Origin of the sequence: Arcobacter sp. CECT 8989 (genome assembly GCF_004116715.1) — a bacterium.
In the GTDB taxonomy this organism is placed as follows: domain Bacteria; phylum Campylobacterota; class Campylobacteria; order Campylobacterales; family Arcobacteraceae; genus Halarcobacter.
Genome location: NZ_PDKE01000004.1, coordinates 41218 through 67665, shown reverse-complemented (window position 1 = coordinate 67665; position 26448 = coordinate 41218). Strand labels below are relative to the sequence as shown.

Annotated in this window: 24 protein-coding genes; 19 read left to right on the top strand and 5 right to left on the bottom strand. The window is 30.4% G+C overall.

The annotated features are described in order from the left end of the window. Positions 1 to 14: 14 nt before the first annotated feature. Positions 15 to 485, bottom strand: a complete 471-nt coding sequence (gene lspA, locus CRV02_RS05120; RefSeq protein WP_129084545.1) for a signal peptidase II — start codon at positions 483 to 485, stop codon at positions 15 to 17. Next, on the bottom strand, positions 482 to 1816 hold the full coding sequence (glmM, locus tag CRV02_RS05115) for a phosphoglucosamine mutase (protein WP_129089435.1): 1335 nt from the start codon (positions 1814 to 1816) through the stop codon (positions 482 to 484). Before glmM ends, lspA begins: the two co-directional genes overlap by 4 nt. 84 nt (positions 1817 to 1900) lie before the next feature. On the opposite strand from glmM, the gene rpsT reads away from it, so the two are divergent. The 13 genes from rpsT to rpsI all read left to right on the top strand — a co-directional run bounded on the left by rpsT (position 1901) and on the right by rpsI (position 13269). Next, the gene (rpsT, locus tag CRV02_RS05110; protein ID WP_129006420.1) at positions 1901 to 2161 is read left to right on the top strand and encodes a 30S ribosomal protein S20; all 261 of its coding nucleotides are present in this window, start codon (positions 1901 to 1903) and stop codon (positions 2159 to 2161) included. Between the two features lie 56 nt (positions 2162 to 2217). Continuing rightward, positions 2218 to 3285 (top strand): peptide chain release factor 1, encoded by a 1068-nt coding sequence (prfA, locus tag CRV02_RS05105; RefSeq protein WP_129089434.1) that lies wholly within the window; start codon positions 2218 to 2220, stop codon positions 3283 to 3285. A 116-nt stretch (positions 3286 to 3401) separates the two neighbouring features. Then, positions 3402 to 4457 carry a PstS family phosphate ABC transporter substrate-binding protein gene (locus tag CRV02_RS05100; RefSeq protein ID WP_129089433.1) on the top strand — a complete coding sequence of 352 codons (1056 nt, stop codon included), beginning with the start codon at positions 3402 to 3404 and terminating at the stop codon, positions 4455 to 4457. 136 nt (positions 4458 to 4593) lie between these two features. After that, entirely contained in the window at positions 4594 to 6312 is a 1719-nt protein-coding gene (locus CRV02_RS05095; RefSeq protein ID WP_129089432.1) for a bifunctional diguanylate cyclase/phosphodiesterase, read from the top strand. A gap of 56 nt (positions 6313 to 6368) precedes the next feature. After that, entirely contained in the window at positions 6369 to 7298 is a 930-nt protein-coding gene (gene pstC, locus CRV02_RS05090) for a phosphate ABC transporter permease subunit PstC (protein ID WP_129084540.1), read from the top strand. Continuing rightward, positions 7295 to 8479, top strand: a complete 1185-nt coding sequence (gene pstA, locus CRV02_RS05085) for a phosphate ABC transporter permease PstA (protein ID WP_129089431.1) — start codon at positions 7295 to 7297, stop codon at positions 8477 to 8479. The genes pstC and pstA overlap by 4 nt, the downstream gene beginning before the upstream one ends. A gap of 15 nt (positions 8480 to 8494) precedes the next feature. After that, positions 8495 to 9262: a phosphate ABC transporter ATP-binding protein PstB gene (gene pstB / locus CRV02_RS05080; RefSeq protein ID WP_129084538.1), complete on the top strand. Its 768-nt coding sequence runs from the start codon at positions 8495 to 8497 to the stop codon at positions 9260 to 9262. After that, a complete protein-coding gene (locus tag CRV02_RS05075) occupies positions 9262 to 9930 on the top strand; it encodes a PhoU domain-containing protein (protein WP_129089430.1) in 669 nt (222 codons plus the stop codon). The genes pstB and CRV02_RS05075 overlap by 1 nt, the downstream gene beginning before the upstream one ends. A gap of 4 nt (positions 9931 to 9934) precedes the next feature. Beyond that, the gene (locus CRV02_RS05070; RefSeq protein ID WP_129084536.1) at positions 9935 to 10339 is read left to right on the top strand and encodes a phosphate-starvation-inducible PsiE family protein; all 405 of its coding nucleotides are present in this window, start codon (positions 9935 to 9937) and stop codon (positions 10337 to 10339) included. After that, on the top strand, positions 10332 to 11006 hold the full coding sequence (locus CRV02_RS05065) for a response regulator transcription factor (protein WP_129084535.1): 675 nt from the start codon (positions 10332 to 10334) through the stop codon (positions 11004 to 11006). Before CRV02_RS05070 ends, CRV02_RS05065 begins: the two co-directional genes overlap by 8 nt. Further along, positions 11000 to 12379: an ATP-binding protein gene (locus CRV02_RS05060; protein WP_129089429.1), complete on the top strand. Its 1380-nt coding sequence runs from the start codon at positions 11000 to 11002 to the stop codon at positions 12377 to 12379. The genes CRV02_RS05065 and CRV02_RS05060 overlap by 7 nt, the downstream gene beginning before the upstream one ends. Positions 12380 to 12454: 75 nt before the next feature. After that, on the top strand, positions 12455 to 12874 hold the full coding sequence (rplM, locus tag CRV02_RS05055) for a 50S ribosomal protein L13 (RefSeq protein WP_129006395.1): 420 nt from the start codon (positions 12455 to 12457) through the stop codon (positions 12872 to 12874). A 5-nt stretch (positions 12875 to 12879) separates the two neighbouring features. Next, positions 12880 to 13269 (top strand): 30S ribosomal protein S9, encoded by a 390-nt coding sequence (gene rpsI / locus CRV02_RS05050; protein ID WP_129084533.1) that lies wholly within the window; start codon positions 12880 to 12882, stop codon positions 13267 to 13269. Between the two features lie 88 nt (positions 13270 to 13357). Here rpsI and CRV02_RS05045 read toward each other — a convergent pair whose 3' ends face one another. After that, entirely contained in the window at positions 13358 to 14281 is a 924-nt protein-coding gene (locus CRV02_RS05045) for an AEC family transporter (protein ID WP_129089428.1), read from the bottom strand. 93 nt (positions 14282 to 14374) lie between these two features. On the opposite strand from CRV02_RS05045, the gene CRV02_RS05040 reads away from it, so the two are divergent. The 6 genes from CRV02_RS05040 to CRV02_RS05015 all read left to right on the top strand — a co-directional run bounded on the left by CRV02_RS05040 (position 14375) and on the right by CRV02_RS05015 (position 22323). Then, positions 14375 to 15886 carry a peptide-binding protein gene (locus CRV02_RS05040; protein WP_129089427.1) on the top strand — a complete coding sequence of 504 codons (1512 nt, stop codon included), beginning with the start codon at positions 14375 to 14377 and terminating at the stop codon, positions 15884 to 15886. A gap of 79 nt (positions 15887 to 15965) precedes the next feature. Then, positions 15966 to 16610, top strand: coding sequence for an HAD family hydrolase (locus tag CRV02_RS05035; protein ID WP_129089426.1), 645 nt, complete (start codon positions 15966 to 15968; stop codon positions 16608 to 16610). A 112-nt stretch (positions 16611 to 16722) separates the two neighbouring features. After that, positions 16723 to 20319 carry a pyruvate:ferredoxin (flavodoxin) oxidoreductase gene (nifJ, locus tag CRV02_RS05030; RefSeq protein ID WP_129089425.1) on the top strand — a complete coding sequence of 1199 codons (3597 nt, stop codon included), beginning with the start codon at positions 16723 to 16725 and terminating at the stop codon, positions 20317 to 20319. Between the two features lie 96 nt (positions 20320 to 20415). Further along, complete coding sequence (locus tag CRV02_RS05025; RefSeq protein ID WP_129089424.1) at positions 20416 to 20790, top strand: hypothetical protein; 375 nt, start codon at positions 20416 to 20418, stop codon at positions 20788 to 20790. Positions 20791 to 21051: 261 nt separating this feature from the next. Further along, positions 21052 to 21567, top strand: a complete 516-nt coding sequence (gene luxS, locus CRV02_RS05020) for an S-ribosylhomocysteine lyase (RefSeq protein ID WP_129089423.1) — start codon at positions 21052 to 21054, stop codon at positions 21565 to 21567. Positions 21568 to 21597: 30 nt separating this feature from the next. After that, complete coding sequence (locus tag CRV02_RS05015; protein WP_129089422.1) at positions 21598 to 22323, top strand: tRNA (5-methylaminomethyl-2-thiouridine)(34)-methyltransferase MnmD; 726 nt, start codon at positions 21598 to 21600, stop codon at positions 22321 to 22323. On the opposite strand, the gene CRV02_RS05010 is transcribed toward CRV02_RS05015, so the two are convergent. Next, positions 22320 to 22820: a hypothetical protein gene (locus tag CRV02_RS05010; RefSeq protein WP_129089421.1), complete on the bottom strand. Its 501-nt coding sequence runs from the start codon at positions 22818 to 22820 to the stop codon at positions 22320 to 22322. The genes CRV02_RS05015 and CRV02_RS05010 overlap by 4 nt on opposite strands. A gap of 50 nt (positions 22821 to 22870) precedes the next feature. Then, a complete protein-coding gene (gene metH, locus CRV02_RS05005) occupies positions 22871 to 26338 on the bottom strand; it encodes a methionine synthase (protein ID WP_129089420.1) in 3468 nt (1155 codons plus the stop codon). Positions 26339 to 26448: the final 110 nt, after the last annotated feature.

Sequence of the window (26448 nt, the reverse complement as noted above, 5' to 3'; positions counted from 1 at the left end):
TTAAGTCCCAAATTTTACGATTTTGATGCTTTCTTCTTTTCGTCTCTTGCTTCTTTAATTTGCATAAAAATTAAGATAGCTACTGCAATATTAATCATTACATCTGCTATATTGAAGATTGCAAATTCAAAACCATAATGCCAATAAAAATAATCCACTACTGCCCCATAGGTAAACCTATCTAAGATATTTGATAAACCTGCGGCATATAGAATTGATATTGGTAAAAAATATTTATAAAAAACTTCTTTGTTTTTTAGTAAATAAATTGTTGCAATAAGTGCAATTAACAGTTGAATGTATTTTAAATACTCTTGTAAAAAGGCAAACATTGAAAAAGCTACACCGTAATTATATGCCAACTTTAAAGACATATATGGTCCATCAACTTCCCAAGAAAAGTTTACAAAAGCATATTTAACAAACTGGTCAAATGCAAATATACAAATAAAGATAATTATTGATAATTTATACTCTTTTCTCATAGAACTTTTTCAATAAAACCTTTTAATATAGCCATTGACTCTTCAACTTCTTTTTTGTCTTTACCTTCTAAAAGAAGTCTTATTTTATTTTCAGTCCCAGAGTATCTAATTAAATCTCTAATACCTTTTTTTCTAATTGGTTCTAAAATCTCTTCTAGTCCATCAATCTCATCTAAAGGTTTTTTCTCACTTACTTTTAGATTTACAAGTAGTTGAGGATATAGCTCAAATGGATTTAAAGCTACACTTGCTTTTTGTTTCTTTCTTAAAATTAATGCAAGAACCTGTAAAGCTGAAGCTAAACCGTCTCCTGTTTTAGCAACATCAGAGAAAATAATATGTCCACTTTGTTCACCACCAAAATTAACTCCTCTTTCTTTCATTTGTTCTAAAACATTTTTATCACCAACATTTGATCTTAAAAGATCTAAATCATGCGAGTTTAAATAGTCTTCTAAAGCTTTATTTGACATAACAGTTGCAACACAAGCCTCACCTTTTAAAGTATTCTCTTCTTTTAAGAAAGTACAAAGTGCTCCAAGAAGTTTGTCACCATCAACAACTTCCCCTTCTTCATCTACAACTACAAGTCTATCTGCATCACCATCTAAAGCAATACCAATATCAGCTCTATACTCTTTTACTATCTTTCCTACATTTGCTGGATATAAAGCTCCACATCCATCATTAATGTTATATCCATTTGGTTTATCATTTAATGTAATTACATCAGCACCTAATTCATCTAAAATTGTTGGTGCTACTTTATAGGCTGCACCATTTGCACAATCAAGAACGATTCTCATACCTTGTAATGATAAATCATTTGGGAAAGAACTTTTAATAGCAACGATATATCTTCCAATAACATCATCAATTCTTTTAGAAGAACCAATATTTTTACCTGTTACTGTACCCTCTTTTAATACTTCATCATCAAAGAAAATCTTTTCTATATTCTCTTCACAGTTAGTACTTAATTTATTTCCATGGTTATCAAAGAATTTAATACCATTATCTTCAAAAGGATTATGTGAAGCAGAAATCATAATTCCAGCATCACATCTCATACTTTCTGTTAAGTATGCAATTGCAGGAGTTGGCATAGGACCAATTTGAATTACATCATAACCTACTGAAGTAAGACCACTTACAAGTGCATTTTCAATCATATATCCACTTCTTCGTGTATCTTTTCCAACTAATATTCTTTTTGTTGTTGAATGCTTTCTAAAGTAGATTCCAGCAGCCTTTGCAAGCTTTAATACAGTAATTGCATCTAAAAACTCACCTGCTAATCCTCTAACTCCATCTGTTCCAAATAGTTTCATTAAATCTTCCTAAATTTAAACTAACTTTAAAGTTATTTAGATAATATTCTATCCTTTAAAATTTTACAAAGAGGTTAAATAATTATGGCAAATCACAAATCTGCTGAGAAAAGAGCAAGACAGACAAAAGTTAGAACAGAGAGAAACAGATTCTATAAAACTAGAATTAAAAATGTTACTAAAGACGTAGTAGCTGCAATTGAAGCTGCAGACAAAGATAAAGCAGTTGAAGCAATGAAATCTGCTAACAAATACATCCACCACTGTGTATCTAAAGGTATCCTAAAGAAAGGTACTGCAGCTAGAAAAGTTTCTAGACTACAAGTACAAGTAAACGCTATATAAGTATAAATTCAAATATTTTATTCGAGTCTATATAAATATAATAAATACTAACAAATATGCTACAAGATAAACTAAAACCATTTATAGACAGATATGAAGAGATCAATAATTTATTGATCTCTCCAGATATCACTTCTGACATAAAAAGAATGACTGAGCTTTCTAAAGAACAATCTAGTATAGAACCAATTGTTAATAAAGCAAAAGAGTATATCAAAGTTGTAGAAGATATTGAAGAAAACAAAATGATGTTAGATGATCCAGAACTTGGTGAACTAGCAAAAGAGGAACTTAAAGAATTAGAATCTTTAAAGCCACAGCTTGAAGAAGAAATTAAATTTCTAATGATTCCAAAAGATCCAAATGATGACAAAAATATCTATCTAGAGCTTAGAGCTGGTACTGGTGGAGATGAAGCGGCAATTTTCGTTGGCGATCTATTTAGAGCTTATATCAGATATGCAGAAAACAATGGATGGAAAGTTGAAATCATGAACCAAAGTGAAAGTGAAGCAGGTGGATACAAGGAAATTGTAGCTTTATTTAAAGGTGACCATGTATATTCAAAATTAAAATTTGAAGGTGGTACACACAGAGTTCAAAGGGTTCCAGCTACTGAATCACAGGGTCGTGTCCATACGTCAGCAATTACTGTTGCCGTTATGCCCGAAGTTGATGATGTAGAGATTGAAATCAACCCAAATGATTTAAAAATTGATGTTATGAGAGCAAGTGGAAATGGTGGACAATCGGTAAATACTACAGACTCTGCTGTAAGAATTACTCATATTCCAAGTGGAATTGTTGTTACAAACCAAGACCAAAAGTCTCAACACAAAAATAAAGATAGAGCAATGAAAGTTCTTAAAGCAAGACTTTATGACCTTGAAATGCAAGAAAAAATGGAAAGCGAAGGTGCCACTAGAAAAGAACAAGTTGGTACTGGAGATAGAAGTGGAAGAATTAGAACATATAATTATCCACAAGGAAGAATATCAGATCATAGAATAAATCTAACTCTATATAGATTAGATGCAATCATGAATGATGGTGTTCTAGATGAAGTAATTGATCCTCTTATTACTGATCATCAAGCAAAACTTATTGAAGCAAATGGGCTATAAAAGCCTATTTGTTTTCACTTTATAATAAATAACCACACAAAACCTTTCTTTTAGTAACCAAGTTGTAATCAACTACTATTATACTTCCATATCATAATTAAAATATGGAGACAAAAATGACATTAAAGAAAACTACAATTGCTTTATTAGCAAGTGCTGCACTTACTGTATCATTAAGTGCTAGAGATCAAATCAAAATCGTAGGATCATCTACAGTATATCCTTTCTCATCAGCTGTTGCTGAAGAATTAGGTGCAACAACTAAATTCCCAACTCCTGTAGTTGAATCAACTGGTTCAGGTGGTGGTATGAAACTATTTTGTGCTGGAAATGATTTAAATACTCCTGATATCACTAACGCATCAAGAAGAATGAAAACTAAAGAGTTCACTATGTGTGAAAAAAATGGAGTTACTGATATTACTGAGTCAGTTATCGGTTACGATGGAATTGCATTTGCACAATCTAAAGTAAATGCTGCATTTGATATTTCAAGAGAGCACTTAGCATTAGCAGTTGCGGCTGAAGTACCTTCAAAAGATGGAAAAAAATTAATTGCTAACCCATACAAAAAATGGTCAGATATTGATGCTTCTTTACCAAATAGAGAAATCATTGTTTATGGACCACCAAAATCATCTGGTACAAGAGATGCATTTGAAGAGTTAGTAATGCAAAAAACATTCAAAAAGATGTCTGTTTATACTGACCTTTACAAAGCTGACAAAAAAGCAAACAAAAAATATAAAAAATACTCTGTAGTTAGAACTGACGGTGTTTATGTACCATCAGGAGAAAATGACAATATTATTGTTCAAAAACTAAATAAAAACAGAAATGCATTTGGTATTTTTGGTTTCTCTTTCTTAGTTGAAAATGATGATAAATTAGCAGGTGCAACAATCAATGGTGTAGCTCCAACTCCAGATGCAATCTCTTCTGGTAAATACCCTGTATCAAGATCATTATTCTTCTATATCAAAAACTCTCATAAAAAAGAAGTTCCTGCAATGAACAAATATGTTGAGATGTTTATGTCTGAAAATATGATTGGACCTGATGGAATTTTAACTGAAATCGGACTAATCTCTTTACCAGATGAAACTAGAACTAATACTAGAAAAGCAGTAATGAGTTCTAAAAAACTTAAATTAGCTGACTTAAAACACTAATTTCTTTCCCTACTAATTAACAAATTAAAAGAAGGCGTCCCTCCTTCTTTTAATAGTTTTAGCTATGAACTTTTATTCTGTTTACAAACAAATATAAGAGCTCATATTTAATACTATTTATAAAAAGGTAAAACCAATGTCAGCAAAAATTGATGTTGACAAACTTGATTTCGCTTTTCAACCTATCGTAAATACTCATACAGGTAAAATTTTTGCTGTTGAAGCTTTGATTAGAAATGTTGAAGAACTTGAGTTTGAATCAATTTTCCATTTTTTCGATACTTTAGCTAATAAGAAAATACTATATAAAGTAGATATGTTATTAAGAAAAAAAGCTATTAAAAAATATAAAAAAATTGAAGTAAGCAATCTAAAACTATTTTACAACATTGATAACAGACTATTTGCAATGCCTGATTTCCAGTTTGGAGAGACTGCTAAACTTCTTGAAAAACAAGAGTTAAGTAAAGATGACATATGTTTTGAAATTACAGAGCATAGTTCATTGGAAGACCAACAACTAATAAAACATATTGTAAGTACATACAAATCAAAAAACTATAATATTGCACTAGATGATTTCGGTACAGGAATCTCTGGACTTCACTTGCTATATTTATCTGATACAAACTTTATTAAGATAGATAAATTCTTTATTGAAAATATTCATAAAGATGCAAAGAAAAGACTATTTTGTGCCTCGATAGTTGAGATGGCTCACACAATGGGAATCAAAGTTATAGCAGAAGGTGTTGAAACTAAAGAAGAGTATTATGTATGTAAAGAGATAAAAGCAGACTATATCCAAGGGTATTTAGTAGCAAGACCAAGTACAAATATTAAAGATATAAAAAAATACTATTCAAAAGATAATATCTTTAAAAAAGATAGAAGAGTAACTAGAGGAAATTTTATTGATAAGTCTTTTATTGATAAAATTGACCCTTTAAATGTAAATGCTAGTTTACATGAACTATTTGTTTACTTTAAAGAGCATACATTAAACACTTTTGTTCCTATTATAGATGATAATAAGAAAATATTAGGTGCCATTTATGAAGTTGATATTAAAGAGATATCTTATTCACAATATGGATTATCATTAGCAAAAAATGACTCTTTTAAAGCAAAACTAAAAAACTACATCAAACCTGTATTAGAGATAGATATTAGTTGGGGGATAGATAAAGCCTTAGAAATTTTTAATATGAGAAATGATGCAAGGGGTGTATTTGTAAGTAAGGATTCAAGATATTATGGATTTATAAATCTTAATAATCTTTTATCGCTTTCATATAAAAGAAACCTTGAAATAGCTCAAAATCAAAACCCCCTTACAAAGCTACCAGGGAATAAACAAATTGAGAACTTTATCTCTACTGCTTTTAAAAATAATCAGCATACTCAAATAGTATATTTTGATTTTAATGACTTTAAACCCTTTAATGATACTTATGGTTTTAGACAAGGTGACCGTGCAATTTTAATGTTCTCAGAAATACTTCAAAAAAATATCTCAAGTGAAAACTTTGTTGCCCATGTAGGTGGAGATGACTTTTTTGTTGGTTTTGTAAATAGTGAATATGAATATGTTTATGATGTTATTAAAAATGTGCAAGAAGAATTCAGACTAAGTGCAACAAGTCTTTATAGTGAAAAAGATATAAATAATGGTTACATGACATCAAAAGATAGATTTGGAACAAGTAGAAACTTTAGTCTTCTTTCTGTTTCAGCAGCTATTATTGAACTTACACAAAGCTCGACACAAGAGTCATTCAACCTAAATATAGGACAAATAAAAAAGCTATCAAAAGAGTATCCTCTTCCCTATAGTACATGCATTTTTATGTAACCAGCATGTAACTAATATCTTGTAAAATTACGCAAATTTAAACATAAAGGGTAGATTTGCATTCATTTGAATCTAAAAACAAATCAACTGAATTAAAAGAGAACCTTATTAAAGGTGCATTGATTACAGCTTCTGTTATATCAATCCTTACAACTTTTGGTATTCTTTTTTCAATTCTATTTGAAGCAATAGCCTTCTTTGAATTAAGAAGTTTTTGGTACTTCTTAACAGGAACAGAGTGGTCGCCAGGTATTACTGGAAGTAAATTTGGTGCGATACCAATTTTTGCTGGAACAATGATGATTACATTCATTGCAATGCTTGTTGCAATTCCTATTGGACTTGGTAGTGCAGTTTTTATGAGTGAGTATGCTTCTCATGAAACAAGATCATATTTAAAACCAATATTAGAAGTTCTTGCAGGTATTCCAACTGTTGTATATGGTTTCTTTGCAGCAATTACTGTTGCTCCACTAATTGTAAAAGGTGCAGCTGCAATAGGACTTGAAGCAACTTTCAACTCAGCTTTAGCATCTGGAGTTGTAATGGGGATTATGATTATTCCTGTTATTTCATCACTTTCTGATGATGTTATTAAAGCAGTTCCAGATTCTCAAAGAAAAGCTTCACTTGGTCTTGGTATGACTCAAGGGGAAACAATTAAAAATATTGTATTACCTTCTGCTCTTCCTGGTATCATTTCTGCTTGTATCCTTGGTTTTTCAAAAGCTATTGGAGAAACAATGATTGTTGTAATGGCAGCAGGACTTAGACCAAACTTATCTTGGAATCCACTAGAAGATATGACAACAGTTACAGTAACAATTGTAAACTCTCTTGTTGGTGACTTTGAATTTAATTCACCAGAGACTCTTTCAGCATTTGCTTTAGGTCTTATGCTATTTGTTGTTACTTTAGTACTTAATATTATTTCATTAAGTCTAATTAGAAAATTCAAAGAAAAATATAAAGTGAATACATTATGATTAAAAGAAAAAATAAGAATAAAGATAATCCATTTTATGACCCTACACTTTCAAAAAGGCATAGAAGTTCTAAAAGATTCAAAAGATTTACTTTTGCATCTTTACTTTTTTCAATTGCGTTTTTAGCATTTTTCCTTTTTGATATTGTAGGAAAAGGAACTCCTGCATTCAAACAAGCATACGTTAATGTAGAAGTAACTTATAGTGAAGCCTCTAAAAAGAGCTATAGAAAAGCTATTGAAAGAAAATACAATAACATAGTATCAAGAGCATGGCTTAGAACACTTCCTATGGAAATGGAAAAGAATCCAGAACTAATAGGTACTAAAACAAAAATGTGGGTACTTGCTGATGACCAAGTTGACCAATATTTAAAAGGTCACTACTACAAGCTAAAAAGAAAAGATAGAGCTTTAATTGATGATATGAAAGCAAATGGAGAGGTTGAACTTAGATTCAATGAAATTTTCTTTAAAAATGGTGACTCAAAAACACCAGAGTTTGCAGGTTTAAACTCAGCAATTATTGGTTCAATTTTAACATTAATTATTGCAATGCTTGTTGCTTTCCCAATTGGGGTTATGACAGCAGTATACCTAGAAGAGTTTGCAGATGATAATAAATTTACTCAAACAATTGAAGTAAATATCAATAACCTTGCAGCAATTCCATCAATTCTGTTTGGTCTTTTAGGTCTAGCAATTTTTATTAACCTATTTGGTATGCCAAGGTCTTCACCACTTGTTGGGGGATTAACACTTGCGCTTATGACTTTACCTATTATTATTGTAAGTTCAAGAGCAGCATTAAGAGCAGTTCCAGATTCTATTAGACAAGCAGCTTATGGATTAGGTCTTACAAAAATTGAAGTTACAAGAGACCATGTTTTACCATTAGCATTCCCTGGAGTTTTAACTGGTTCAATTATTGGTTTAGCACAAGCAATGGGTGAAACTGCTCCATTAATCATCATTGGTATGATTGCATTTATCCCTGATTCTCCAGGTTCAATATTTGAAGCAGCGACAGTTATGCCTGCACAGCTATTTACATGGGCTGGTATGCCAGAGAGAATGTATATAGAAAAAACAGCAGCTGGTATTATGGTGTTATTAACAATTTTAATTTCACTAAATGCATTAGCAATTTATCTTAGAAAAAAATATGAAGTTAAGTGGTAAGAAGGAATAAAAAAGATGTCAAAAAATAGTATAAAAATAGATGTAAACGAATTAAACTTATGGTACGGAGATAATCATGCACTTCATAATATCACTGTTCCTTTATATGAAAACAAAATTACAGCATTAATCGGACCATCTGGATGTGGAAAATCTACATTCCTAAGATGTTTAAATAGAATGAATGACTTAATCTCAAGTGTGAAAATTGATGGTTCTGTTGTTATTGATAAAAAGAATATCTACGATAAAGATGTAGATGAAGTAAGTGTTAGAAAAAAGATTGGTATGGTATTTCAACAACCAAATCCATTTCCTAAATCTATTTATGAAAATGTAGCTTATGCTCCTTTAAAACATGGTCATGTAAAAAAAGGAAAAGCTTGTGATGAGCTTGTAGAAAAAGCACTTATAGATGCTGGTCTTTGGGAAGAAGTAAAAGATAAATTACAAGAACCAGGGACTTCACTTTCAGGTGGACAACAACAAAGACTTTGTATTGCAAGAACAATTGCAGTTAAACCAGAAGTTATTTTAATGGATGAGCCAACATCAGCTCTTGACCCTATTTCGACTGAAAAGATTGAAGCATTAATGTTAGAGTTAAAAAAGAAATATACGATTATTACAGTAACTCACAATATGCAACAAGCAGCTAGAGTAGCAGATTATACGGCATTTTTCCACTTAGGAAAACTAATTGAGTATGATGAAACAGAAACTATTTTTGTTAATCCATCAAATAAAAAAACTGAAGATTATATTACAGGAAGGTTCGGATAATGTTAAAGCCATATATTGAAAATATTAATAAAATAAAAGAAGAAATAACTATTATTGGAGAAGAGATTTCTCACGCAAATAAAATCTCTTTATCTGCTTTAAAAGAGAATGACCCATCAATGTTAAAAGATGTAAATCTATCTTTAAAAAAGTTATCTACAAAATCAAATGAGATTGATAACTTAATAGTTAAAACTTTAGCTTTATACTCACCAGAAGCAAAAGATTTAAGAGAGATGGTTTCATATTTAAAGATTACAAATGAGCTAATGAGAGCAGCAGCTTACTCAAAAACATTTGCTAAAAACTTTAGAAAATCATTTTCACCAGAATTAAATGCAGATGCAATTCTAGAGTATGCAATTCCTTTATTAAAAACTTCAAATCTTGCACTTAATACTGCAATTGAAATGATTGGTGAAGATGATGAGAAAACAATTGAAGAGAAATTTAATAAAGTATTAGTTGAAGATAGTAAAACTGATGACTTATATGCAATGATTGAAAAAAATATTCTAAAACTTATCACTAAAAATATTGAACTTTCTAAAGAGTACTTTGAAGTTTTAAGTTCATTAAGAAGATTAGAAAAAATCTCAGGAAGAGCTTCTTCTATTGCAAACCTTTTAGTTTTTGCTGAAGTTGGTGGAGACTTAGAAAACGTATAACTATATGAGAGCTATTCACAAAATAAAATCTTACTTCAACTCAAACTATGAAGTATTAGCAGCTATAATTATCTTTACGATAGTTTTAGTTGCAAACCTAGAGTTTTATAAAACAATCATTCTAATGCTTGAGTTCATAGTTTTAATGGAAGTAGCAAAGATGATTTCTGACTTTATAAAAAAAGAGAAACTAAGACTTAGATTTGTTATTGATATATTTATTATTTTTCTAATTAGAGATGTAATAATCTATACTTCAAATACAAATAAAGATTACTTTACTATACTATTCTTACTTTTTGTTATCTTTATATTCTTTATTTTCAGAATATTAGCTATAAAATACTCTCCAGGTATTGTAAAACCACAAAAAGAATCTATCCAAGGAAAAAAAGAAGAAAATGAGTAATAAACTAATATTAATAGTTGAAGATGAAGAGGATATTTTAGAACTTTTAGAGTATACACTTCAAAAAGAAGGTTATGAAACAATTGGCTTTTTAAGTGTAAATGAAAAACTAGAAAAAGTTTTAGATGAAGAGCATATTGATTTAATACTTATGGATAGAAACCTTCCAGGAATAGATGGAACTGAATTTATTAATAAAATAAAAGAAAGAGGTTATAACTCTCCTGTTATTTACTTAACTGCAAAAGATAAAGATGAAGATATTTTAGATGGCTTTGATTCTCATGCAGATGATTACATAACAAAACCTTTTAAAATACAAGAACTACTTGCTAGAGTAAAAGCTGTTATAAAAAGAAGTTCAAAAGATGTTGATATTTTAAAGATTAGAGATATTACATATAAAGCAGCAAATAAAAAGTTCTTTATTGAAGATGAATTAATAGAACTTACTCACTTAGAGCATGATTTATTATTAGAGTTTATTAAAAATAGAGATATTCTTATGACAAGAGAACATTTACTTGAAACTGTATGGGAAGACTCTTATGATAAAAAACTAAAAACTGTAAATGTTGCAATTAAAAGATTAAAAGCTAAAATTGACCCAGACAATAAAAAAGAGTACATCAAATCTGTTAGAGGAGAAGGTTACTTATTTTGTTAAAACTTCACCAAGTATTCTTTAGAACTTTCTCAATTATCTTTCTGCTTGTACTTATTATAATTAGTACTACAACATACTATTGGTCAAAGAATATCTATTTAGACCAAATTGAAAAGAATCTATCACAAAATATAGATTCCCTTTCGCTAAACCTAACTTCTTTTAAAAACCTTGATTACATCATCAAAACTTTTAAGGGAAAAACTGGACTTAGAATAACGATTATTGATGAACAAGGAAATGTTATAGGTGATAGTGATAGAGATATTTCTACAATGGAAAACCATGCCACGAGATTTGAAATCATTCACGCTAAGTATGAGGGATATGGTAAAAAGATTAGATTTTCAGATACTCTAAATCAGGAGCTACTTTATGTTGCTAAAAAGATTGTTATTGATGATGAGATTTATTACCTAAGACTTGCAGATTATACAACTAAGATTATTGAAAACTTTACAAAACTCTCTTATCAGATTATTGCGTTTATTTCTATGTTTATAATTGTTGCATTTATTACTACTTATTTAATTAGTATTAAAATTAGAAATGAAACAAATGCTATTTTAGGATACTTAATAGAACTTAGTAATAAAAAACCAACCTCAGGTATATACTCAGACTTTTCTGAAGAGTTTTATAAAATCACAAGATTACTAAATAAAGTTGCAGCTAAACTAGCTAAAAGAGAGAGACAAAAGTCTAAGCAAACAGCAAAACTAAAACTTGCAAATAAACAAAAAGATGAGATAATCTCAGCAATTTCCCATGAGTTTAAAAATCCTATTGCAGTAGTTACAGGATATAGTGAAACTATTCTTTCTGATAAAGATTTACCAGAGCCTATGAAAGAGAAGTTTTTAAGAAAAATTCATTCAAATGGGATAAAAATGTCTCATATTATTGATAAGTTAAGGCTAACTTTAAAACTTGAAGAAGGTAAACAACAAATCCTTACAACAAAATGCTCTATTACAAAAATATGTGAAAGGGTAGTATCTGATGTAAAAGACAAATATCCAAATAGAGAAATTATTATTGAAGTAAAAGAAGACTATGAAATCAATATTGATGAAACTCTATTTTGTATGGCTTTAGAAAACCTTGTTGAAAATGCTTTAAAATACTCAGAAGATGAAGTAATAATAAGCTTTGATGATAAACAAATCTCAGTTAGAGATAAAGGAATTGGTATTAGTGAAGTCGATTTAAAAAATATTAGACAAAAGTTTTATAGGGTTTCACAAAATGGATGGAACAACTCTTTAGGACTTGGCTTATTTATCGTTTCTTCTATCATTTCTTTACATAACTTTTCACTCGAAATACAAAGCGAACTTTCAAAGGGTTCTGAATTTATAATAAAATATTAAAATATACTTAATTTAAGTATATTTTAAGTATATCTACACTATTATTCCACCTCATTAACAAAATCGGAGAAATAAATGAAATTTACTCAAATGGCAAAAGCTAACGAAATCGAAAGAGATTGGATAGTAGTTGATGCAACTGATAAAGTGTTTGGTAGAATTATTACTGAAGTTGCAACACTATTAAGAGGTAAACATAAACCTAGCTATACTCCAAATGTTGACTGTGGAGACAACGTGATTATCATCAATGCTTCAAAAGCAAAGTTCACTGGAGCTAAATTAGAAGATAAAAACTATTATACTCACTCAGGATACTTTGGAAGCACTAAGACACATAAGATGTCTGATATGTTAGAAAACAACCCTGAAAAACTATATAAATTAGCAACTAGAGGTATGCTTCCAAAAACAAAACTTGGAAAAACAATGCTAAAAAAATTAAAAGTATACGCAGGTTCAGAGCACCCTCACACTGCGCAAATTAAAGGATAAGACTAATGGCAAAAGTATACGCAACTGGAAGAAGAAAATCTGCTGTAGCTAAAGTATGGTTAGAAAACGGTACTGGTGAAATTACAATCAATGGTCAAACTTTAGACGCATGGTTAGGTGGACACGAAGCTATCAAAAAAAGAGTTATGCAACCACTAGAAGTATCTAAACAAGAAACTTCTGTAAATGTTGTTGTAAAAACTGTTGGTGGTGGATATTCTGCACAAGCTGACGCAGTAAGACATGGTCTTTCTAGAGCTTTAGTTGCTTATGATGAGCAATTCAGAGCTATCTTAAAGCCTTACGGATTATTAACAAGAGATGCAAGATCTGTTGAAAGAAAAAAATACGGAAGAAGAAAAGCAAGAAAATCTACACAGTTCTCAAAAAGATAATCTGTACTTTACAAATTATTTTTTGCAATTGTGCAAAGCTTTTACAAGGAGGGACTTATGTCTCTCCTTTTTTTATGCCTAAAAAATACTAACTCATATATAAATAAATCACAAATGGTATATAAAATAAAGATATTACAGTAGAAACAAAAACTGTAAAAGACATCTTTTCTGGTTTTACATCTAATAAAGTTGCAACAGTAACTGTGTTTCCTGCAAGAGGAACAATTGAGAATAAAAACATAACCATATAAAGACCATCATTTAAATACATAAAGTAATTTCTATCTAAAAATATAAATAATAATACAGACGCTGGCCAAACAACAAATTTAATAAACATAGCTAAAGAAACAAACTTTATATCAAATGTCTGACCTACTTTTATCTTTTCCATTCCCATACCTAGAAGCATCATTCCTAAAATGGCATAAGCTCCTTTTAGATAGTTAGAATAATCAAATAATAACTCAGGCATAGAAAAACCACTAAGGTTTAATACTAGCCCTAAAATAAAAGCATATAAAACAGGAAGTTTTAGAACCTTTAAAATACTCTCTTTAACTGTAAAATTACCCTTTGCTGTTATATAGTACCCTACTGAGTTTTGATAAAGAATTGAAGCTAAAACAGTAAAGATAAAGATATCAACTAAGTTTGGCTCTAAAAATAAAATAGCTAAAGGAATACCTATGTTCCCTGTATTTCCAGTAGCAGTACTAAAAGCTAATAAATTTGCTGTATTATCACTCCAAACTTTTTTAAAAATAAACAATAATACAAAAGCCAAAATAGAACTAAAAATAAAAAAATACAAAGGAAGAAAAGCTACAGTCAAGTCAAGCTTTACATTTAATGTGGCATTAAAAACAATAAGTGGAGCTAAAATAAATAGTAAAATCTTTGCTATAGTTTCTTTATTAGCATTTAAAAAAGCTGTACTTAAGAGCCCTAAAATAATACTTATATATAAAGGAAGGATTTTACTTAAAAGTGTGAGAAATACAGTCATATAATATCTTTATTTTTTGTAATGGTATCAAAAAAAGATGTAAGATTTATGTTTTGCTAGTATAAAAAGTATTAATAGGATATAATTTTTTTCATGAAAAAGCTTACTTCTATTTTATTAATTCAAATCTTTTTTTCTCTATATGTTTTTGCAAGTACACTAAACCTTTCAATGACTTCAAGTCCTAGTAGACTAAATCCTATTTTATCAAATGATACTGCTAGCTCTCAAGTATCTGGGTGGCTATTTAATGGACTATTTAAATATGACAAAGATGGAAATATAGTTAATGACATTGCTTCTTCATACAAATTTGAAAATAATACAAAACTTCTAATATCTTTACGAAAAGATGTTCTTTGGCATGATGGGGCTAAAGTATCTGCCCATGATGTAGTTTTTACCTATGAGAAGATTATAGATCCTAAAGTATTTAACTCTATTGTTTCAAACTTTAAAGAAGTAAAAAGTGTAAAAGCCTTAGATGATTATACCCTTGAAGTAATCTACAAAAAACCTTATTTTAAAGCTTTAAACATCTGGATGATAGGTCTTTTGCCTAAACATATATTAAAAGATGAAAAAAACTTGATGACAAGCTCTTTTAATAAAAATCCTATAGGAAATGGTCCATATAAACTTGATTCATTTAAAAACTCTTCAGATATCATTTTAAAAGCAAATGAAGACTATTTTGAAGGCAAACCTAAAATTGATAATATTCATTTCAAGTTTCTTCCAAGTCCTGATACTGTTTTTTTAATGCTTAAAGAAAATAAACTTGATGTAGGAGGATTAACTCCCCTTCAAATAGATAGACAAATCAATGAAAAATTTAAAAAAGATTTTAAGATAGTAGAGCAACAAAGTTTTGCATACACATACTTGGGCTTTAACCTTAGAAATAAAAAATTCCAAGACAAAAGAATAAGACAAGCTCTCTCTCTTGCAATAGATAGACAAGAGATTGTTGATATTCTTTTCTTTGGCCATGGAAAGGTTTGCAATGGTCCTTTTTTACCAGGAAGTTTTGCTTTTAATGAAGAGGTTACTCAAATAAAACAAAACCAAGAAAAAGCAAAAGAGCTTTTAAAACAAGCAGGATATGATAAAAACAACCCTTTTACTTTTGAAATAGTTACAAATACAGGAAATGATATAAGGCTAAATGCAGCTCTTATCATGCAATACCAACTTGCAAAGATTGGAGTTAAAGCTAAAATCAAAGTAATGGAGTGGCAAGCTTTTTTAAATACAGTTTTTCATCCAAGAAAGTTTGAAACTGTACTTTTAGGATGGAGTTTAGCTCTTATGCCAGATGCTTATCCTCTATGGCATAGTGATTCAGATAAACTTGGAAGATTTAATCTTACAGGATATAGAAACCCTACAGTAGATGAACTCATTGAAAAAGGTTCTCTAACAATTGAACAAAAAAAACTAAGCTTGATATATAAAAAACTTTTTAAAATAATCAGTGATGACTTACCTTATTTGTTTTTATATATTCCAAATTCAATTACAGTAGTTAACTCAGAAATTAAAAATGTAGAGCCCGCATTTATTGGAGTTATGCACAATCAAAAAGACTGGATAAAACCCTAATAAATTAGTTTATTTATTAAATATGCTTGTAATGAATTTTATACTATATTACAAATAAAATTTTTAGGGCGGAATATTAGTGGAAAAAATTATACTTTTTGATTTAGATGGAACTTTAATAGACTCAACAGAGGCTATTGTATCTACTTTCCATCACTCATTTAAAGAACTAAATTACGATTTTCAAGGAACAGATGAAGATATCAAATCTTTAATCGGACACCCTTTAGATATTATGTATCAAGAACTAGGTATTGACAAAGAAGTTGTATGGGACTTTGTTGATTCTTATAAAGAGAGATACAGACAAATATCAAGACAACAAACAGAGCTATTAGAGTTTGCAAAAGAGGCTGTTGAGTTAGCAAATACTTTTGCAAGACTTTCTGTTGTTACAACTAAAACTGGACTTTATAGCCAAGAACTATTAGAGCACATGGATATGATGCAATACTTTGAACACATCACAGGTAGAGAGCATGTAGAACATCCAAAACCTCACCCAGAACCAATTCACAGAACACTTGATTTAATGCAAATAAAACAAACTTGTGATATCTGGATGGTAGGAGATACTGAGCTTGATTTAATCGCAGCACAAAGTGCAGGAGTTAACTGTGTTGGTGTAACTTGTGGTTATGGAAAAGAAGACTCACTAAAAGAACATACGCCATTTATCGTAAAAAACCCTCTTGAAGCTGTACAACTAATAAAAGATATGTAATCTTTTATTAGTTTATTACTTTTAAATTTACTTTACTTAATTACTATTCATACTTTTTTAAGTTTTATTTAATTATTATCTATATATAGACCTAGAATTATAAGGATAGATAATGAATAAACAGTTTGCTACAATGGATGGAAACGAAGCGGCTGCATATGTTTCATATGCCTTTACAGAAGTAGCAGGAGTATATCCTATTACACCCTCTTCTCAAATGGGAGACAATGTAGAAAAATGGGCTACACAAGGCAAGAAAAACCTTTTTGGCTCTACTGTAAAAGTTATTGAAATGCAAAGTGAAGCAGGAGCTGCAGGAACTTTTCATGGTTCTTTACAAGCTGGTGCATTAACTACAACATTTACAGCTTCACAAGGATTACTTTTAAAAATCCCTAATATGTATAAGGTAGCGGGACAATTATTACCTGGTGTTATACATGTTAGTGCAAGAGCCTTGGCAACACATGCATTATCTATTTTTGGTGACCATCAAGATGTTATGAGTACAAGAGCAACTGGTTTTGCTATGCTTGCAACTGGTTCAGTTCAAGAAGTTATGGACTTAGCAGGAGTTGCTCATCTTAGTGCTATAAAAGGACGAGTTCCATTCTTACACTTCTTTGATGGTTTTAGAACTTCACATGAAATAAATAAAATCGAAGTATTGCCATATGAAGAGTTTGATAGACTAATTGACTATGAAGCAGTTCAAACTTTTAGAGACACTTCACTTAACCCAGAATCACCAATCACAAGAGGAACTGCTCAAAATGATGACATCTACTTCCAAGGAAGAGAAGCTTCAAATAGATATTATGATGCTTTACCTGATGTTGTAAATGAGTATATGAAAGAGATTTCTAAAATCACTGGAAGAGATTATGCTCCATTTACATATTATGGTGATGAAAATGCAACTGATGTAATCGTAGCTATGGGTTCTGTTACTGAAACTATTAAAGAAACAGTTGATTATTTAAACCAAAAAGAGAATAGAAAGGTTGGACTTCTTACGGTTCATCTATATAGACCTTTCTCTGCAAAATATTTTATGAATGTTTTACCGTTAAGTGTTGAAAGAATCTGTGTAATTGATAGAACTAAAGAACCAGGAAGTTTAGGAGAACCTTTATATCTTGATGTTAAAGCCTTATTCTATGGACAAAAAAATCAACCTAAAATCATTGGTGGAAGATATGGACTTTCTTCAAAAGATGTACCACCAAATCAAATAATTGCACTATTTGATAATCTTGCAAGTGATAATTCAAAAGACAACTTTACAGTAGGTATTATAGATGATGTTACAAATACTTCAATTGAGGTAAAAGAGAATATCTCAGTTGTAGAAGATGTAAATGAGTGTCTATTTTATGGACTTGGAGCAGACGGAACTGTTGGAGCAAATAAAAACTCTGTAAAGATTATAGGTGATAAAACTGAGCTTTATGCACAAGCATATTTTGCTTATGATTCTAAAAAAAGTGGTGGTTACACAAGGTCACATTTAAGATTTAGCAAAAACCCTATTCGTTCAACTTATCTTGTATCAAATCCAAGTTTTGTAGCCTGTTCAAAAGAGGTTTATTTAGAACAATATGAAGTTGTAGATAAACTAAAAGAGAATGGTACTTTTTTATTAAACTCTATTCACTCAAAAGATGAGATAGAGAGTAAGATTCCAAATAGAGTAAAAAAAATACTTGCTGATAAAAACATCAAATTTTATATCATAAATGCAACAAAACTAGCCCATGATATTGGACTTGGAAATAGAACAAATACTATCATGCAAGCTGCCTTTTTCAAATTAGCAAATATCATTCCATATGAAGAAGCAAAAGAGTATATGAAAGAGTATGCAAAAAAAGCTTATGGAAACAAAGGTGAAGAGATAGTTAGAATGAACTATCTTGCAATTGACCAAGGGGAACATGGAGTTGAAGAAATTGAAGTAAAACAACAGTGGACAGAGTATGAAGCTAAAGAGCTTGTAATAAATAGTGATTACAAAGGTTCTAAATATGTAGAAAACTTTGCAAAAATCGTTAATGCTGCAAAAGGTGATGAAATACCAGTTTCTACAATAGTAGAACTTGGAATGGAATGTGGTACCTTTGAAAATGGTTCAACAAAATATGAAAAAAGAGGAATTGCAACTATGGTTCCTCAATGGAATGAAGATACCTGTATTCAGTGTAATCAATGTGCCTTTGAATGTCCACATGCTGTTATTAGACCATTTTTATTAGATGAAAAAGAGTATGAGAATGCTCCAACTGGAGTAAAAGAACACTCACTTGATGCAAAAGGAAAAGAGTTTAAAGGCAAAGACTTAAAATATAAAATCCAAGTATCTATTTTAGATTGTACAGGTTGTAATATCTGTGTTGATATTTGTCCTACAAAAGAGAAGTCTTTAAAAATGGTTCCATATGGTGTTGAAGATAAAAATAATGAACAAGAAAATGCTGACTATTTATTTAATGACGTATCTTATAAAGACTATTTAGTAGAAAAAAACAATGTGAAAAACTCACAATTTGCACAACCACTTTTTGAGTACCACTCAGCTTGTCCAGGTTGTGGAGAAACTCCATATATCACTCTAGCAACGCAACTGTTTGGAGATAGAATGATGATTGCAAATGCTACGGGATGTTCTTCTATTTATTCTGCTTCAGCACCTTCAACTCCTTATACTAAAAATGAAAAAGGTAAAGGACCAGCATGGGCAAACTCTTTATTTGAAGATACTGCTGAGTTTGGTTATGGAATGCATGCAGCAAATGAGACTATTAGAAATAGAATTGCAAGAATTATGCTAAAGAGTATGGATGAAGTATCAAATCCTCTAAAAGTACTTTATAAAGAGTGGCTAGAGCATAGAAACAATGGAGTTAAAACTCAAGAGATAAGAGATAAACTTGTGCCTCAGCTTGAAAATAATCAAGACCAAAATGGAGTGAAAGAGTTATTATCTTTAAGAAAATACCTTGTAAGAAAATCACAATGGATGATTGGTGGAGATGGTTGGGCTTATGATATTGGATATGGTGGAGTTGACCATGTTTTATCAACAGGTGAAAATGTAAACATCTTAGTTGTAGACACAGAAGTTTATTCAAATACTGGGGGACAATCATCTAAAGCTGCAAGAGCTGGTTCTATTGCTGATTTTACAAATGATGGTAAACCAAATGCTAAAAAAGATTTAGGCTATATCTCTATGACATATGGAAATATCTATGTAGCTCAAATAAACTCAAGGGCAAATCAAAAGCAAGCAGTACAAGCTATGAAAGAAGCAGAAGCTTATGATGGACCATCTTTAATTATCTGTTATTCTCCATGTATTGCCCATGGTATTCAAGGTGGACTTATGAAATCAGTTGAACAAGGACAACTTGCAACTGATTGTGGATACTGGCCTATATATACTTTTGACCCAAGAAAGATAGATGAAGGACAAAATCCTATTAAAATATATGGTAAGAAACCAAATTGGGATAGATATGAGGAGTTCTTACTAAAAGAGAACAGATATAGATCTTTAAAGAAATTAAACCCAGAACATGCTGATGAACTATTAAATAAAAACCAAAAAGATGCTCAATATAGATATAGACAACTTCAAAGATGGGCTTCTATGGATTATAGTGATGAATTAGAAGTAAATGTTATAGAAGAAGCTAAGGTTGAATAACCTTAGTCTACTGTCTATACAAAAGATTAAAAACTATACAACTAAATTCACACGACTTTTTACTAACTTGATATACTAAAATAAAAAAGGTTAGCAATGAGCCTATTTAATATATCAATAAAAGAGACTCTAAAAAGAGATAAAGATGAGTTCTTAGACTCTTTATACACAAAACTATTAGATAATAAAGAGTACGAATCAATCAAAGGGAAAAATAGTTTTGAAATCAATAAATGTAGACTAAATACTTTTCTTAGCTTTAATACAAAAGTCTTGATTGACTCAAAAGAGATTCAAGTAGATGCAGAACTACATGATACACTTCTTTTAACTATTATTATAGTTCTAGCAATTTTATTAACCTATGGAATTGGAGTTATTATAGTAGTTGCTTTTGCATACTTACAAAAAAGAAAAGCAGAAGCTTATCTAAAAGATATTATTTCAAAAGTCAATATAAACAATAACTAAAATCCATTTTGGATATTTTTTAGACAGTTATTCTAAAACCCATAGTTTATATTCTGTTATACTAATATTATGTTTTTAAGAGATAGCAGCCTCTTAAAATTCAATATCATATCAAATAGCCTACCCGTCAAGTACTCCTACTTCTAACATCGTCCTTTCTAAAGCTATTTGATATGATAAATACTACTTTTTAATACTAATCACCCATTTAACTTTATTTAGCTAAAATCCAAAAATAATTACAAAAGAAAGGTTTATAAAATGCCATTATTAGATAGTTTTAGAGTTGACCACACAATTATGCCAGCACCAGCGGTAAGAGTTGCAAAGACTATGAAGTCACCATCTGGTGATATTATCACAGTATTTGATTTAAGATTCTGTGTACCAAATGAAAAAATGTTAGGTGAAAGAGGTATTCACACTTTAGAGCACCTTTTTGCAGGATTTATTAGAGAGCATTTAAACTCTGATACAGTAGAAATCATTGATGTATCTCCTATGGGATGTAGAACTGGTTTTTATATGAGTTTATTAGGAGCTCCAACTGAAGAGCAAGTTGCAACTGCATGGAAACAAGCTATGGAAGATGTATTAAATGTACAATCACAAAATGATATTCCAGAATTAAATGAGTTCCAATGTGGTACTTATAAAATGCATTCACTTGAAGAAGCAAAAGAGATTGCACAAGATATTTTAAACCAAAACATTGGTGTAATGTCAAATAAAGAACTTTTCCTTTCAGAAGAGAAGTTAAACTCTTTAGGAAACTAATACTAAGCCCTTGGGGGCTTAGATTAAAATATGATAGTAAAAACTAACGATAACTCAAATACACTATATTCTACAAAATATAATCAACACTTTCATGATATAAAAACAGGTGCTATTCAAGAATCACTGACAAAACATGTTATTCCTAGCTTTAATTTTCACAAAGATAAAAAATATTTAAGAATACTTGATATCTGTTTTGGACTAGGATACAACACCTTTTCTACTATAAACTATGTATTAGAAAATGGTCTTGATAAAAAGCTAGAAATCTTTTCACCAGAACTTGGTGGTGAACTAATTGAGTCATTAAAAGAGTTTGAGTTTCCACAAGAGTTTGAAAAAATATCTCATATTATAAAAGAACTTCTTGAAACAAAAAAATACAAAGATGAAAATATACAAATAGAACTTTTTATAGGTGATGCAAGGGAGTACATAAAAACACTTGATAACCTTGATATTATATTTCAAGATGCTTTTAGTTCTGAAGTTAATGGTGAGCTTTGGACAGTTGAGTACTTCAGTAAACTATTTTCTATAACAAATGAAAATGCAGTGGTAACCACTTATTCAATAGCGAGTAATGTAAGACTATCTTTATATGAAGCTGGTTTTGAGATTTATGAAGTAAATCCTACTGGAAAAATGAAACAAACAATTGCAATTAAAAATAAAAAAGATATGGAAGCTAAGTATATTGATATGCAGTTAAAACAGGAAAGAAATAAAGAGCTAAAAGCCCTTTATGATTAATCTTCTACAAGATTATCTAATATATATCTTTCTAAATCTTTTTTAGAAATTTCTTCTTTGATTGCTTGCTCATAGATTTCTTCGATTTTTTGATTATACTCTTCATATAAGAAGTATGGAAATCTAAGCCTCCAAGACTTTTTGATTTGTCTTTTTGTAATCTCATCTCTTAGTTTTGCTCTAAAGAAATTAAATCCAATAAAAATCACAGCAGTAATAACCATTGCCCCTAAGATAGAGATATGTGGGTCAATATTTGCTAAGGGTTTATGTAATATTGCTGAAATAGGTACTATAATTGATAATACAATCATTATATATACAAAGTATGCTCGCCCTAGTCTTAATCTAAAACCTAATCTTGCTGGGTCTACATGCATACCTTCATTGTATTGTCTATTTGCATCTAATAAATCTCTTAATAAAATCGGTTGTTTTGATAAAATATAAACAAAGTCTAATACTCTATCTTTAATCGTTTTTTCTCTATGAGGCATTTGTTTTCCTATTTTATAATTGAAATCATTTTATCTAAGATTTCTTTATATTATACATTGTAGTAATTTGCTTTATGGTGAGGCACTACAATTGCACACGTTGATTGTTCTGGATGAATTTGGAATGTTTCACTTAGCTCTATTCCAAACTCTTCTGGTTTTAGTAAATCAAACATATCTCTACTTTGTTCTAAATCAGGGCAAGCTGCATATCCAGGAGAGTATCTACAACCTATATACTGCTTCATTTGAACATCATGTAAAGTATTTCCTTCTTTTGGAACAATATCAAGGTCAAGTCTTACTTGCTTGTGTAAAACCTCTGCTAAGGCTTCTGCTAACTCAACACCTAATCCATGTACTTGATAATACTCTGTAAACTTACTATCTTTATAAAGTTCTGCTTCATAAGGACTAAGCTTTAATCCTGCACTTGCAAAAGTAAAGGCAACTACATCAAGTCTATCATTTGCAAAGAAATCAGCTATACATCTATGAGGTTTTTTTCTTTGTCTTGGGAACTCCATTACTTTTATAGCTTTTTCTAATGGTGGTATATTTTTTGCTTCTTCTTCTGAATGGAAAGCATACTCTTCAGAGAAAATATATAGTTTATTACCCTTTGAAATACAAGGATAATAAGCATAAATAGCAATTGGGTCAAAAAGTTCTTTTTCAATAAACTCTTCTTTTAATCTCTCATAAATAGGTTCAACCACATTTTTTTCATGGTCTAAGAACTTCTCTTTCGATTGTTTTGCTCTTTTATATCCCCATCTTTGTCTAAATAAAACTCTATGATTAATCCATTTAAATACTAAATCTTTATCAATAGCCGAACTATCTAAAGCAACTCTTCCCCAAAGTGGGGGGAATGTAAACTGCCCTGCTTCTGGAAGAACGATATCTTCTTCATTGATAACTACTTCTTTTTCTTCTTTTCGTGCAATTTCTTCTTCATCAACTAAATCAGCAGCAAGTGCTGTATTTTCTAAATCACCATCTTCAATTCTTTGCATTGAAACAACACCATCAAAAGCATCTCTACAATAGAAAATTGGGCCATCATAGATTGATCTACAATAATCATTTACAAAACCTTTTGTAAGTGCAGCTCCACCAAGAAGTACAGGGATATCTATACCTTGCTTTTGTAACTCTTCAAGATTTTCTTTCATAACAGCTGTTGATTTTACAAGTAAACCACTCATACCTATTGCTTGAGCTTTGTGTTCTTTAACAGCTATGATAAAGTCATTTAAATCAGCTTTGATACCAATATTGATTACTTTAAATCCATTATTTGAAAGAATAATATCTACTAAGTTTTTACCAACATCGTGAACATCACCTTTTACTGTTCCAAGTACAAGTACAGTCTCACTTGCTTTCTCTTCTTTTGGTAAATATGGGTTTAAAGCATCAACTGTTGCTTTCATAGTCTCTGCACTTTGAAGTACAAATGGTAATTGCATTTGACCAGAACCAAACAATTCCCCAATAACTTTCATTCCATCAATTAGCCATTCATTTACTATAATTTCTGGATTTACTTCATGTCTTAACTCTTCAACTAGTGGTAACATTCTTTCTTTATCACCATCTAAAAGAAGCTTTTTAACTTTGTCAATTGGTTCTAGTTTTTGATACTCTTCATCACTTTGTTCTTCCATATCACCAACGTTTGCAAAGTGTTCAATGAATTTAAATAAAGGGTCACCATCTTCTTGATTATTGAAAATTAAATCATCACAAGCTTTTCTGTCTTCATCAGAGATTTTATTTAATGGCAAGATGTGCTTAACATTTACAATTGCACTTGTAAGACCTGCTTTTACACAATGGTCAAGATAAATAGAGTTTAAATAAACTCTTGCTTTTTGGTCAAGTCCAAATGAGATATTTGAAAGTCCAAGTGTAGTTCCTACTTCTGGATGTCTTATTTGGAACTCCTTAATTGCTTCAAGAGTTTCAATACCTGCCGTTCTATACTCATCATCCCCTGAACCAATAGTAAATGTAAGCATATCAAATACTAAGTCATCAGGTTTAAATCCATGTCTATTTACACATAAATCATAGATTCTTTCAGCAACTTCAAGTTTTCGCTCTAAACTTTTTGCCATACCAACTTCATCAATTACAAGACAAACTAGTGCTGCACCAAACTTTTTAGCTAACTTACAAACCTCATCAAACTTCTCTTCCCCATCTTCTAGGTTTACTGAGTTTATAATACATCTTCCACCAATTTGTTTTAAAGCTGCTTCAAGTGCTGGAACTTGAGTTGAATCTGGCATAAGTGGTAATGAAACTTTTTGAGAATATAAAGATACTACTTTATCCATATCTCCTGTTTCATCCCGACCTGCAAATCCTACAGATACATCAATAACATGAGCTCCTGCACGTACTTGTTGTTGACCTACTGATAAAGTACCTTCATAATCATTTGCTTTAAGAAGTTCTCTAAAGGCTTTAGAACCAGTTGCATTAGATCTTTCACCAATTAGAAGTGGTGCGGGGTCTTGCTTTAAAGGAACTGTATTAAAAAGTGATGCAAGTGATGCTTTTAAAAATCCACTTGGTTTTTTAGGAACTATTCCTTCAACTGATTTTACTAAAGCTTCAATATGCTCAGGAGTTGTACCACAACAACCACCTAAGAAAGATACTCCATTAAAGTCTAAAAACTCTTTTGTTAGTTCTGTAAACTCTTTTGGTTGCATTGGATAATAAGTTTGTCCACCTCTATTTTGAGGAAGACCTGCATTTGAGTGAACAGAAATTGGGAACTTACATACTTCACTTAAAGTTTTTACATGCTTATGTACTTGTTTTGGTCCAGTACCACAGTTAAATCCTAAAGATAAAATATTAAATGGCTCCATAATAGCTGCAATTGTCATTGCATCTGTTCCAATAAGCATAGTACCACTAAGCTCAATTGTTACAGATACCATAATAGGAATTTCTGGCGCTACTGCTTTTAAAGCATGAAGTCCAGCTTTGATTTGTAAAGGGTCTTGGCAAGTTTCAAGTAAGAACACATCTGTTCCACCATCAACTAAACCTTGTGCCATGATTTTATAACCTTCAAACATCTCATCATATGTGATATGTCCTAAAGAAGGAAGCTTTGTTCCAGGTCCAATAGAACCTAATACAAATCTTGGTTTTTCAGGAGTTGAATACTTATCACAAGACTTTTTAACAAGCTCAGCTCCTAGACGTGAAAGCTCATATGAAGTTTGTGGAATATCATACTCATCTAAAACCCATGGCATAGAACCAAAAGTATTTGTAGTAATAAAGTCAGCTCCAGATTTTGCGTAAGCATCATGGATACCTTCTAAAACATGAGGTGCAGTTAAATTTAAAAGCTCATTACAACCTTCTAAATTAATACCTTCATGTAACCAGTACTCATCTTTGATATCTGCTATTTGAAGTTGTGTCCCCATAGCTCCATCAATAATTATAACTTTTTCTTCTATTAGTTTTTTTATGTCTATCATTTTTTCTTATTATCTTTGTTTTTTTGGTTTATAAATAGTAGATAGTGTATTTAAATTATGGTTAAAAAGTTGTTAAGCAATAAAAGTAAAAAAGAAATGCAACTTAGTTG

What these genes read in the sequence shown, in the direction of transcription:
- metH (WP_129089420.1), bottom strand. Translation starts at nt 26,338, where the DNA reads ATGATAGACATAAAAAAACTAATAGAAGAAAAAGTTATAATTATTGAT.
- glmM (WP_129089435.1), bottom strand. Translation starts at nt 1,816, where the DNA reads ATGAAACTATTTGGAACAGATGGAGTTAGAGGATTAGCAGGTGAGTTT.
- pstA (WP_129089431.1), top strand. Translation starts at nt 7,295, where the DNA reads ATGATTAAAAGAAAAAATAAGAATAAAGATAATCCATTTTATGACCCT.
- CRV02_RS05010 (WP_129089421.1), bottom strand. Translation starts at nt 22,820, where the DNA reads ATGCCTCATAGAGAAAAAACGATTAAAGATAGAGTATTAGACTTTGTT.
- pstB (WP_129084538.1), top strand. Translation starts at nt 8,495, where the DNA reads ATGTCAAAAAATAGTATAAAAATAGATGTAAACGAATTAAACTTATGG.
- rpsT (WP_129006420.1), top strand. Translation starts at nt 1,901, where the DNA reads ATGGCAAATCACAAATCTGCTGAGAAAAGAGCAAGACAGACAAAAGTT.
- prfA (WP_129089434.1), top strand. Translation starts at nt 2,218, where the DNA reads ATGCTACAAGATAAACTAAAACCATTTATAGACAGATATGAAGAGATC.
- CRV02_RS05075 (WP_129089430.1), top strand. Translation starts at nt 9,262, where the DNA reads ATGTTAAAGCCATATATTGAAAATATTAATAAAATAAAAGAAGAAATA.
- rplM (WP_129006395.1), top strand. Translation starts at nt 12,455, where the DNA reads ATGAAATTTACTCAAATGGCAAAAGCTAACGAAATCGAAAGAGATTGG.
- CRV02_RS05100 (WP_129089433.1), top strand. Translation starts at nt 3,402, where the DNA reads ATGACATTAAAGAAAACTACAATTGCTTTATTAGCAAGTGCTGCACTT.
- CRV02_RS05045 (WP_129089428.1), bottom strand. Translation starts at nt 14,281, where the DNA reads ATGACTGTATTTCTCACACTTTTAAGTAAAATCCTTCCTTTATATATA.
- rpsI (WP_129084533.1), top strand. Translation starts at nt 12,880, where the DNA reads ATGGCAAAAGTATACGCAACTGGAAGAAGAAAATCTGCTGTAGCTAAA.
- CRV02_RS05040 (WP_129089427.1), top strand. Translation starts at nt 14,375, where the DNA reads ATGAAAAAGCTTACTTCTATTTTATTAATTCAAATCTTTTTTTCTCTA.
- CRV02_RS05070 (WP_129084536.1), top strand. Translation starts at nt 9,935, where the DNA reads ATGAGAGCTATTCACAAAATAAAATCTTACTTCAACTCAAACTATGAA.
- CRV02_RS05095 (WP_129089432.1), top strand. Translation starts at nt 4,594, where the DNA reads ATGTCAGCAAAAATTGATGTTGACAAACTTGATTTCGCTTTTCAACCT.
- CRV02_RS05015 (WP_129089422.1), top strand. Translation starts at nt 21,598, where the DNA reads ATGATAGTAAAAACTAACGATAACTCAAATACACTATATTCTACAAAA.
- CRV02_RS05065 (WP_129084535.1), top strand. Translation starts at nt 10,332, where the DNA reads ATGAGTAATAAACTAATATTAATAGTTGAAGATGAAGAGGATATTTTA.
- lspA (WP_129084545.1), bottom strand. Translation starts at nt 485, where the DNA reads ATGAGAAAAGAGTATAAATTATCAATAATTATCTTTATTTGTATATTT.
- nifJ (WP_129089425.1), top strand. Translation starts at nt 16,723, where the DNA reads ATGAATAAACAGTTTGCTACAATGGATGGAAACGAAGCGGCTGCATAT.
- luxS (WP_129089423.1), top strand. Translation starts at nt 21,052, where the DNA reads ATGCCATTATTAGATAGTTTTAGAGTTGACCACACAATTATGCCAGCA.
- CRV02_RS05025 (WP_129089424.1), top strand. Translation starts at nt 20,416, where the DNA reads ATGAGCCTATTTAATATATCAATAAAAGAGACTCTAAAAAGAGATAAA.